Raw genomic sequence first — 10,694 nt, 5'->3', positions numbered from 1 at the left:
CCGTACCTTCGCCCTGCGCAGGCCCCTGTTTCCAGCCGCGCCCCCCGTGCGCCCACCTCGCGCAGGACGCTGCTCTCGGGGGCGCCCCCCCGCGTCCACCTTGCGCAGGACGGTGCTCTCAGGGGCCCCCCCGCGTCCACCTTGCGTAGGGCCTGCTTTTAGGGGCGCGGGGAACTGCGCGACCAGCCCCCACCGGGCTTTCAGCCCGAAAACAACCGCAACTGCCCCGCTGGGGCCGGTTTTCACCCGCGCCACCGCGCGGGCTGAGCGCGCAGTTCCTCCCCCAGCTAACGCTGGGAGGTGCCCCCAGCGCCCCTAAAAGACCGGCCCACCGCCCCAGGCAAAGCAACCGCCCTGGGGCGCGAGGCCGCGCAGTTCCCCGCGCCCCTAAAAACACGTGGCTGGCGCCCCGGCAAAGCAACCGCCCTGGGGCGCAAGGCCCTAAAAGACCGGCGTGCCGCCTAGCGCAAGGGAACCGTCCTGGGGCGCGAGGTCGCGCGGGTCCCGCGCCCCTGGAGAGATCGGCCCACCGGGCCCGGTGAAGGAGCCGTCTCGGGGGGCTGGGCTACCAGGTGGACCTGATGCGCGCGGCACGCGAGAGGTCGTCGAGGCGGTCGGTGAGGGCACGGCGGAGAGCGGGGATGAGGGTGGGGTCGGAGAGAGCGGTGCGGCCGAGTTCGAGGGCGGATTCGGTGACGACCTCCGAGGGGAAGCCATAGCGGCTGATGGCCTCGGCGATGGCCGCGCCGCGACGGCCGGTGACGGCGATGGCGTCGGGGTAGAAGCGCGGGACGAACGGGCTGAGCAGGGCGTCCTGTTCGGGGTGCCAGAAGCCCTGGGCGGTGGCCGCGAAGAGGTAGTTGGACAGGGTGTCGTCGTGGAACATCGACGCCCAGGCGGCCTCCTTCGCCGCCTCGTCCGGCAGGGCGGCCCGGCAGCGGGCGGCGCCCTCACGACCGGTGCCGCTGGGGTCGCGGGCCAGCTCGGCGTCGATGTCGGCGGCGGTGGCGTGCCCGAGGACGGCGAGCCGCAGCAGCGCCTTCCAGCGCAGCTCGGCGTCGAGATCCGCGGCACCGGGAATCTTGCCGTCGTCGTACCACTCGCGCAGTACGGCCGCCTCGCCCGCGGTGACGGCGCTGTCGATGAGCGTGCGGGTGGCGGTGAGCCGGACCCCGGGGCCGCCGTCGGCGAGCAGCGCCCGGCTGGTGGCGGCGAGCTTGCCGAGGGCGTCGGGGCGCAGCGCCGGGTCGAGGTAGCGGTCGGCGACCTGCGTACGCGCGAAGGTGAGGACCGCCTCGACCAGCGCCGGGTCGGTCTCGGCGGGCAACTGCCGTGCGACCAGGGCCAGATAGTCGCGCGGGGCGATCTTCGCGTCGCGTACGAGATCGCGGGCCGCGCACCAGGTGACGGCCCGGCTGAGCGGTTCGGGCAGCCCGCTGAGCGTCTCCTCCAGCGTCTCCCAGGTGTGTTCGTCGAAGCGGACCTTGGCGAAGGAGAGGTCGCCGTCGTTGAGCAGCACCACATCGGGCCGGGTGCCGGGCAGTTCGTGCGCGCTGACGGCGGCGTTCGCGTCGATGTCGACGGTGAGCCGGTCGCGCAGCACGAGCCGCGCGGGGTCGTCGGCGGCCCGGTCGTACAGGCCGACGGCGATCCGGTGCGGGCGGTCTCCGCTGTGGCTGATCTCCAGCCGCCAGCCGCTGTCGGAGGTGGCCACGGTGGCGGGCGTGAGCGTGTCGACGCCGCTGGTGCGCAGCCAGGCGGCGGCCCAGCCGGGCACGTCGCGTTCGGTGGCGCCGGCCAGCGAGTCGATGAAGTCGGCGAGGTTGGCGTTGCCGAAGCGGTGCCGGGCGAAGTGCTCGTTGATCCCGGCGAGGAAGTCCTCCTGGCCGAGCCAGGCGACGAGTTGGCGCAGCGCGGAGGCGCCCTTGGCGTACGAGATGCCGTCGAAGTTGTTGAGCGCGGAGGCGGTGTCGGGCACGGCCTCGGGGTCGGGGGCCACCGGGTGGGTGGAGGGCCGCTGGTCGGCGTCGGTGCCCCACGCCTTGCGGGCGACGGCGAAGTCGGTCCAGGTGCCGGTGAAGTCGGTGGCCTCGGACAGGACTTGGAAGCCCATGTACTCGGCGAAGGACTCGTTCAGCCAGATGTCGTCCCACCAGCGCAGCGTCACCAGGTCGCCGAACCACATGTGCGCCATCTCGTGCGCGATGACGACGGCCCGGAACTGCGCCTCGGTGGGCGTGAAGGCCGAGCGGAAGACGAACTCGTCGCGGAAGGTGACCAGTCCGGGGTTCTCCATCGCGCCCGCGTTGAACTCGGGGACGAACGCCTGGTCGTAGGAGTCGAAGGGGTACGGCTCCGCGAACAGCTCGTGGTAGCGGTCGAAGCAGCGGCGGGTGATGTCGAACAGCTCGTCGGCGTCCCGGTCCAGGTGCGGGGCGAGCGAGCGGCGGCAGTGCAGGCCGAAGGGCAGCCCGGCGTGCTCGGTGCGTACCGAGTGCCAGGGTCCCGCGGCGACGGCGAGCAGATACGTGGAGATCGGCGGGGTCGCGGCCATCGTCCAGCGCCCGTCGCCCGCGGGCGTCTGGCCGGTACGGGTGGTGAGCGCGTTGCCGAGGACCGTCCACTGCGGCGGCGCGGTCACCGTGACCTCGAACACGGCCTTGAGGTCCGGCTGGTCGAAGGCGGCGGCGACGCGCTGCACGTCTTCCATGAAGAGCTGGGTGTAGACGTACGTCTCCCCGTCGGCGGGGTCGGTGAAGCGGTGCATGCCCTCGCCGGTGTGCGAGTACCGCATGTCGGCCTCGACCCGCAGTTCGTGGTCCCCTGCGGCGAGGCCGGGCAGCGGGAGGCGGTTGTCGTCCAGCGTGGCCGGGTCGAGTTCCGTGCCGTCGAGCACGACGCGGCGCAGTGCGGCGGGCTTGAGTTCCGCGAAGGTGTCGCAGGCGCGGTCGGCGGTGAAGGTGATCACCGAGGTCGAGCCGAAGACGTCCTCCCCTCGGGTGAGATCGAGGTCGATCGCGTAGTGGCGGACGGTCAGATCGCTGGCGCGGGTCTCGGCCTCGGCGCGGGTCAGAGCAGGCATGTCGCACATGCTGCCGCACGTCGGCGGCTCCGTCACCTGGTACCCCCGCGAGGCCGCCGCCGCGGGACGCCGAGGCCGCCGATGGCGGCGACAACGGCGCGGGCCGACGCGTAGGCTCGGTGGGTACGGGGAGGTGTTCATGGCCGAGCAGGCTGGACCCAGCGCGTCGTCGACGGCCGGTGGCGGGGCCATCGTGCACGGTTTCCCGCACATCGACACGGTGCGGTCCGCGCTCACCGCGCTCTACCGGCGGCTGTCCGGCGACGGGGTGGCCAGGTTCGCCACCAGCGTCCATCCCGAACTGGTGGACTTCCCCGCGGACGAGGACCTGTATCTGGGCGCGCAGCGGGTGGCGCGGGTCATGGTGCAGCACTTCCGGCTGCCGGACGCCCGGATGGTCGTGAGCTTCCGCGACATGGTGCACGCGGGCAATGTGGAGCTGGCCGCGGGGCCCGAGTACTTCATCGAGCTGCACTCGCGGTTCAGGACCGACCGGCGCGATGTCGGGGCGGCGCTCGCCCACGAGGTCATGCACGTCTACCTGCACCGGCTCGGTCTGGAGTTCCCCGGCACCCGGGACAACGAGATTCTGACCGACACCGCCACCGCGTATCTGGGCGCGGGCTGGCTGCTGCTGGACGCGTACCGCGAGGAGGCCGCGATCCGCGGCGAGCGGCTGATGATGTCGGCGTACAAGCTCGGCTATCTCACGCCGGAGGAGTTCGGCTACGTGCTGGCCAAGCGCGCGGCGGCCTTCGGCGACGACATCGAGCCGTGGTTCCGCAGCGCCCAGGCCCGCGACGCCTATCGCGCGGGGCTGGCCCGCGCCCAGCAGGACGTGCGCCGCGCTCCCCTGGCCGCGTCGGGCTGGGCGGCCCGCCGCCGGTACGCCAAGGACCGCCGCGCGCTGGCCTCCGGCCCGGACTACACGTTCGAGGCCGCGCCCTCGGGCACGGTACGGGTCTCCTTCCCGTGCCCCACCTGCTTCCAGCGCATCCGCGTCCCCTGCCGGGGGCGCCTGCGCGCCCGGTGCGCCCTGTGCAAGACGGAGCTGGACGTCGACACGTGACCCTGCCGGGGGCGCGCTGTTCGCACGGCGGGTTCGTGCCGCGTAGGGCGCGGCACCGCCCCGCCGCGAGGGAAAAGCACAACGCCCGCCTCCTTGGTCGGGGAGTGGCGGGCGCTGCGGTGTTGCGCGCTCCACACGCCATTGTGCGGAGCGGGGTGGGACAGTCGGGACCGTCCGGACGCGACGTCAGACCATGAGGGGCCGGTCGGTCGGGCGGATGGGGGCGTGCAGGGCCGAGGCCAGGCCGGTGAGGTAGGAGTCGACGGCCTTCGCGGCGGAGCGGCCCTCGGCGATGGCCCAGACGATGAGCGACTGGCCGCGCCCGGCGTCACCGGCGACGAAGACACCGTCGACGTTGGTCGCGTACGAGGCGTCGCGCGCGATGTTGCCGCGGGCGTCCAGCGCGAGACCGAGCTGGTCGACCAGGCCGTTGGACTGGTCGGTGCCGGTGAAGCCCATCGCGAGGGTGACCAGCTCGGCGGGGATGACCCGCTCGGTGCCCTCCCGCGGGACGAACTTCCCGTCCTGGAAGGCCACCTCGACCAGGTGCAGCGCCTTGACGTTGCCGTTCTCGTCGCCCTCGAACTTCATGGTGTTGACGGCGTAGACCCGCTCGCCGCCCTCCTCGTGCGCCGAGGTCACCTTGTAGACGGCGGGCATCGTCGGCCACGGCTGGCCCGCGGGCCGGTCGTCGGACGGCCGCGGCATGATCTCGAGCTGGGTGACCGAGGCCGCGCCCTGCCGGTGGGCGGTGCCGACGCAGTCCGCGCCGGTGTCGCCGCCGCCGATGACGACCACGTGCTTGCCCTGCGCGGTGATCGGCGGGGAGACGAAGTCGCCCTCCTGCACCTTGTTGGCCAGCGGGAGGTACTCCATGGCGAAGTGGATGCCGCCCAGCTCACGGCCGGGTGCGGGCAGGTCGCGGGAGACGGTCGCGCCGGCCGCGATGACCACCGCGTCGTACCGCTTGGCGAGCTTGGCCGCGTCGAGGTCGACGCCGATCTGCACTCCGGTGCGGAATTTGGTGCCCTCGGCGCGCATCTGCTCGATGCGCCGGTTGATGTGCCGCTTCTCCATCTTGAACTCGGGGATGCCGTAGCGCAGCAGTCCGCCGATCCGGTCGGCGCGCTCGTAGACCGCGACGGTGTGCCCGGCGCGGGTGAGCTGCTGGGCGGCGGCCAGGCCCGCGGGGCCCGAGCCGATCACGGCGACGGTCTTGCCGGACAGCCGGTCCGGCGGCTGCGGGGTGACGTCGCCGTTGTCCCACGCCTTGTCGATGATGGTGACTTCGACGTTCTTGATGGTGACGGCGGGCTGGTTGATGCCCAGCACGCAGGCCGACTCGCACGGCGCGGGGCACAGCCGCCCGGTGAACTCCGGGAAGTTGTTGGTGGCGTGCAGCCGCTCGCTGGCCTCGGTCCAGTCCTCGCGGTAGGCGTAGTCGTTCCACTCGGGGATCAGATTCCCCAGCGGACAGCCGTTGTGACAGAACGGGATGCCGCAGTCCATGCAGCGTCCGGCCTGCTTGCTGATGATCGGCAGCAGGCCGCCGGGGACGTAGACCTCTTTCCAGTCCTGCCGGCGCTCCTCGACCGGGCGGGTCGGAGCGGTCTCACGCGGGGTGGTGAGGAAGCCCTTGGGGTCAGCCATTTGCCGCCTCCATCATCTTCGCGGTGGTCTCGGACTCGGAGAGTCCGGCCTGCTCGGCGGCGTTCTTGGCGGCGAGCACTGCCTTGTAGTCCCTCGGCATGACCTTGCCGAAGCGGGTGAGGGCGCCGCCCCAGTCGGCGAGCAGCCGCTCGGCGACGGTGGAGCCGGTCTCCTCGAAGTGGCGGCGCACGACATCGTGCAGCCACGTGATGTCGCCCGCGTCCAGCGACTCGACGCCGACCATCCCGAAGTTGACGGCGCCGGGGTCGAGGTCGAGGACGTAGGCGATGCCGCCGGACATACCGGCCGCGAAGTTGCGCCCGGTGGCGCCGAGGACGACGGCCCGGCCGCCGGTCATGTACTCGCAGCCGTGGTCGCCGACGCCTTCGGAGACGACGGTCGCGCCGGAGTTGCGGACGCAGAACCGTTCGCCGGTACGGCCGCGCAGGAACAGCTCGCCGCTGGTCGCGCCGTACGCGATGGTGTTGCCCGCGATGGTGGAGTACTCGGCGAGGTGGTCGGCGCCGCGGTCGGGGCGGACGATGACCCGGCCGCCGGACAGGCCCTTGCCGACGTAGTCGTTGGCGTCGCCTTCGAGCCGCAGGGTGACGCCCCGGGGCAGGAACGCGCCGAAGGACTGGCCGGCGGAGCCGGTGAAGGTGACGTCGATGGTGTCGTCGGGCAGGCCCGCGCCGCCGTACTTCTTGGTCACCTCGTGGCCGAGCATGGTGCCGACCGTGCGGTTGACGTTGCGGATCGGCACCTGCGCGCGGACCGGGGCGCCGGACTCCAGCGCCTCGGCGGCGAGCCGGATCAGCTCGTTGTCCAGGGCGCGGTCCAAGCCGTGGTCCTGCTCGACGGTACGGTGCAGCACCGCGCCCTCGGGCAGCTCCGGCACGTACAGCAGCGGGGCGAGGTCGAGGCCCTGCGCCTTCCAGTGCTCCACGGCGTGGTCGGCGTCGATCAGCTCGGCGTGGCCGACGGCTTCCTCGATGGAGCGGAAGCCCAGCTCGGCGAGGATCTCGCGGACCTCCTCCGCGATGAACTCGAAGAAGTTCACGACGAATTCGGGCTTGCCGGTGAAGCGGTCGCGCAGCACCGGGTTCTGGGTGGCGACGCCGACCGGACAGGTGTCGAGGTGGCAGACGCGCATCATGACGCAGCCGGAGACCACCAGCGGCGCGGTCGCGAAGCCGAACTCCTCGGCCCCGAGGAGCGCGGCGATGACGACGTCCCGGCCGGTCTTGAGCTGGCCGTCGGTCTGCACGACGATACGGTCCCGCAAGCCGTTGAGCAGCAGCGTCTGCTGGGTCTCGGCCAGGCCCAGCTCCCAGGGGCCGCCCGCGTGCTTGAGCGAGGTGAGCGGCGAGGCGCCCGTACCGCCGTCGTGTCCCGAGATCAGGACGACGTCCGCGTGGGCCTTGGACACACCGGCCGCGACGGTGCCGACGCCGACCTCGGAGACCAGCTTGACGTGAACGCGCGCCTTGGGGTTGGCGTTCTTCAGGTCGTGGATGAGCTGGGCGAGGTCCTCGATGGAGTAGATGTCGTGGTGCGGCGGCGGCGAGATCAGGCCGACGCCCGCGGTGGAGTGCCGGGTGCCGGCGATCCACGGGTAGACCTTGTGGCCGGGGAGCTGACCGCCCTCGCCGGGCTTGGCGCCCTGGGCCATCTTGATCTGGATGTCGTCGGCGTTGACCAGGTACTCCGACGTCACGCCGAAGCGGCCGGAGGCGACCTGCTTGATGGCGCTGCGCCGGGCCGGGTCGTACAGCCGGTCGGCGTCCTCGCCGCCCTCACCGGTGTTGGACTTGCCGCCGAGCTGGTTCATGGCGATGGCCAGCGTCTCGTGCGCCTCGCGCGAGATCGAGCCGTACGACATGGCGCCGGTGGAGAAGCGCTTGACGATCTCGGAGACCGGCTCGACCTCGTCGATCGGGACCGGGCCGCGGTCGTTCTTCAGCCCGAACAGGCCGCGCAGCGTCATCAGCCGCTCGGACTGCTCGTTCACCCGCTGCGTGTACTGCTTGAAGATGTCGTAGCGCCGGGTGCGGGTGGCGTGCTGGAGCCGGAAGACGGTGTCGGGGTCGAACAGGTGCGGTTCGCCCTCGCGTCGCCACTGGTACTCGCCGCCGATGTCGAGCCTGCGGTGCGCGGCGGCGATGCCGGACAGCGGGTACGCCTTGGCGTGCCGGGCGGCGACCTCCTGCGCGACGACGTCGATGCCCGCGCCGCCGATCTTGGTGTCGGTGCCGTGGAAGTAGCTGTCGACGAAGTCGGACTCCAGGCCGACCGCCTCGAAGACCTGCGCGCCGCGGTAGGAGGCGACGGTGGAGATGCCCATCTTGGACATGACCTTCAGCACGCCCTTGCCGAGCGCCTTGATCAGGTTCTTCAGCGCGGTCTCGACCTCGACGCCGGGCAGGAAGGTGCCCGCCCTGACCAGGTCCTCGACGGACTCCATGGCCAGGTAGGGGTTGACGGCCGCGGCGCCGTAGCCGATGAGCAGCGCCACGTGGTGCACCTCGCGCACGTCGCCCGCCTCGACGAGGAGGCCGACCTGGGTGCGCTGCTTGGTGCGGATCAGGTGGTGGTGCACGGCGGAGGTGAGCAGCAGCGACGGGATCGGCGCGTGCTCGGCGTCGGAGTGCCGGTCGGAGAGCACGATCAGGCGGGCGCCGTCCTCTATGGCGGCGTCGGCCTCGGCGCAGATCTCGGCGAGCCGGGCGGCGAGTGCCTGGCCGCCGCCGGTGACCCGGTAGAGGCCGGACAGGGTGGCGCCCTTGAGCCCGGGCAGGTCGCCGTCGGCGTTGACGTGGATGAGCTTGGCCAGCTCGTCGTTGTCGATCACCGGGAACGGCAGGGTGATGTTGCGACAGGAGGCCGGGCTGGGCTCCAGCAGGTTGCCCGACGGGCCGATGGTGGAGATCAGCGAGGTGACCAGTTCCTCGCGGATGGCGTCCAGCGGCGGGTTGGTGACCTGCGCGAAGAGCTGGGTGAAGTAGTCGAAGAGCAGCCGGGGGCGCTCGGAGAGCGCCGCGATCGGCGAGTCGGTGCCCATCGAGCCGAGCGGTTCGCCGCCGGTCCTGGCCATCGGCGCGAGGATGATCCGCAGCTCTTCCTCGGTGTAGCCGAAGGTCTGCTGGCGGCGGGTGACCGAGGCGTGGGTGTGCACGATGTGCTCGCGCTCGGGCAGGTCGGAGAGGTTGATCAGCCCGGCTTCCAGCCAGTCGGCGTACGGGTTCTCCGCGGCGATGCCCGCCTTGATCTCGTCGTCCTCGACGATCCGGTGCTGGACGGTGTCGACCAGGAACATCCGGCCGGGCTGGAGGCGGCCCTTGCGGGTCACCTTCTCCGGGGCGATGTCCAGGACGCCGGACTCGGAGGCGAGCACGACCAGGCCGTCGTCGGTGACCCAGTAGCGGCCGGGGCGCAGGCCGTTGCGGTCCAGGACCGCGCCGACGACGGAGCCGTCGGTGAAGGTGACGCAGGCCGGGCCGTCCCAGGGCTCCATCAGCGTGGAGTGGTACTGGTAGAAGGCGTGCCGCGCCGGGTCCATCGACTCGTGGTTCTCCCACGCCTCGGGGATCATCATCAGCACGCTGTGCGGCAGCGACCGGCCGCCGAGGTGCAGCAGTTCCAGCACCTCGTCGAAGGACGCGGTGTCGGAGGCGCCGGGCGTACAGATCGGGAAGATCCGCTCCAGGTCGCCGCCCTGGCCGCCGCCCGCCGGGCCGAAGAGGTCGCTGGCGAGCTGCGACTCGCGGGCCCGCATCCAGTTCCTGTTGCCCTTGACGGTGTTGATCTCACCGTTGTGCGCGACGAAGCGGTACGGGTGGGCGAGCGGCCAGCTCGGGAAGGTGTTGGTGGAGAAGCGCGAGTGGACCAGCGCGATGGCGGTGGCGAACCGCGGGTCGGACAGGTCGGGGAAGAACGGTTCGAGCTGCCCCGTGGTCAGCATGCCCTTGTACACGATCGTGCGTGCGGACAGCGACGGGAAGTACACGTCGGCCTCGCGCTCGGCGCGCTTGCGCAGGACGAAGGCGGGCCGGTCGAGGTCGATGCCGGAGGCGGCGCCGGCGCTGTCGGCGACGAAGAGCTGCGAGAAGTACGGCATCGTCGAGCGGGAGGTGGTGCCCAGCAGTTCGGGGGCGACCGGGACCTCGCGCCAGCCGAGTACGGTCAGGCCCTCTTCCGCGGCGATCCGCTCGATGGCGTCGACGGCCTTGGCGCGGTCCTCGGTCTCGACCGGGAGGAAGGCGAGGCCGACCGCGTAGTGGCCCTGGTCGGGCAGCGCGAAGCCGGCGGCCTCGCGCAGGAAGGCGTCCGGGATCTGGAGGAGGATGCCCGCGCCGTCACCCGAGTCGGGCTCGGCGCCGGTGGCACCACGATGCTCCAGATTGCGCAGAACGGTCAGCGCCTGCTCCACGAGCCCATGGCTCGCCTCGCCGGTGAGGGTGGCCACGAAACCGACGCCACAGGCGTCGTGCTCGTTGCGGGGGTCGTACATCCCCTGCGGGGCGGGGCGCCCGTCCATGAACGCGGAACGCGAACGCATGGCTCTCCCGTCGTCGTCTTTGGCTTGTATGCATTGCCTGTTCCCAGGCATGCGCAACAGGGACGACGTTGGCCCTCTGCGATTTCGTGCAGGTTACATGATGGACGAGTGTTCGAGAAGCGGATACTCAGTTCCAGCATGTGGACATGATGAGGGGTGGAGCGAACAGATCAGGCCAGCGCCGTGTCGGAGGTTTTCCGGCCGGGTCCAGCGCGCTACCGGGCCGCTTTCTGCCGGTGCGCCACCGGGTAATGCCCCGTGCGACGGCTACTGAAACGACGGGGAAACATGAGGCTTGTGGCCGCTGGTTTCCTGTGGGTTTCCCGAGTCCGGTG

4 protein-coding genes are annotated in these 10,694 nt (G+C 71.5%); 1 reads left to right on the top strand and 3 read right to left on the bottom strand.

Going from position 1 to position 10,694, the window contains the following annotated elements; translation table 11 throughout:
• Positions 1-565: 565 nt before the first annotated feature.
• On the bottom strand, positions 566-3,082 hold the full coding sequence (pepN, locus tag ACFZAM_RS08580) for an aminopeptidase N (RefSeq protein WP_391044037.1): 2,517 nt from the start codon (positions 3,080-3,082) through the stop codon (positions 566-568).
• Positions 3,083-3,221: 139 nt separating this feature from the next.
• Between pepN and ACFZAM_RS08575 the strand changes: the two genes are divergently transcribed.
• Positions 3,222-4,151: a hypothetical protein gene (locus ACFZAM_RS08575; protein ID WP_355333984.1), complete on the top strand. Its 930-nt coding sequence runs from the start codon at positions 3,222-3,224 to the stop codon at positions 4,149-4,151.
• A 186-nt stretch (positions 4,152-4,337) separates the two neighbouring features.
• Here ACFZAM_RS08575 and ACFZAM_RS08570 read toward each other — a convergent pair whose 3' ends face one another.
• Positions 4,338-5,801, bottom strand: a complete 1,464-nt coding sequence (locus ACFZAM_RS08570; protein WP_391044035.1) for a glutamate synthase small subunit — start codon at positions 5,799-5,801, stop codon at positions 4,338-4,340.
• Positions 5,794-10,359 (bottom strand): glutamate synthase large subunit, encoded by a 4,566-nt coding sequence (gltB, locus tag ACFZAM_RS08565; protein ID WP_355333988.1) that lies wholly within the window; start codon positions 10,357-10,359, stop codon positions 5,794-5,796. Before gltB ends, ACFZAM_RS08570 begins: the two co-directional genes overlap by 8 nt.
• Positions 10,360-10,694 lie beyond the last annotated feature (335 nt).

Origin of the sequence: Streptomyces sp. NPDC008079, from assembly GCF_042957385.1 — a bacterium.
In the GTDB taxonomy this organism is placed as follows: Bacteria; Actinomycetota; Actinomycetes; order Streptomycetales; family Streptomycetaceae; genus Actinacidiphila.
Note: the sequence above shows the minus strand (reverse complement) of the source record. Positions and strands in the feature narration are given on the sequence as shown.

Excerpts from the sequence above, each read along its gene's own strand:
- pepN (WP_391044037.1), bottom strand. The coding sequence starts at position 3,082 with ATGCCTGCTCTGACCCGCGCCGAGGCCGAGACCCGCGCCAGCGATCTG.
- ACFZAM_RS08575 (WP_355333984.1), top strand. The coding sequence starts at position 3,222 with ATGGCCGAGCAGGCTGGACCCAGCGCGTCGTCGACGGCCGGTGGCGGG.
- ACFZAM_RS08570 (WP_391044035.1), bottom strand. The coding sequence starts at position 5,801 with ATGGCTGACCCCAAGGGCTTCCTCACCACCCCGCGTGAGACCGCTCCG.
- gltB (WP_355333988.1), bottom strand. The coding sequence starts at position 10,359 with ATGCGTTCGCGTTCCGCGTTCATGGACGGGCGCCCCGCCCCGCAGGGG.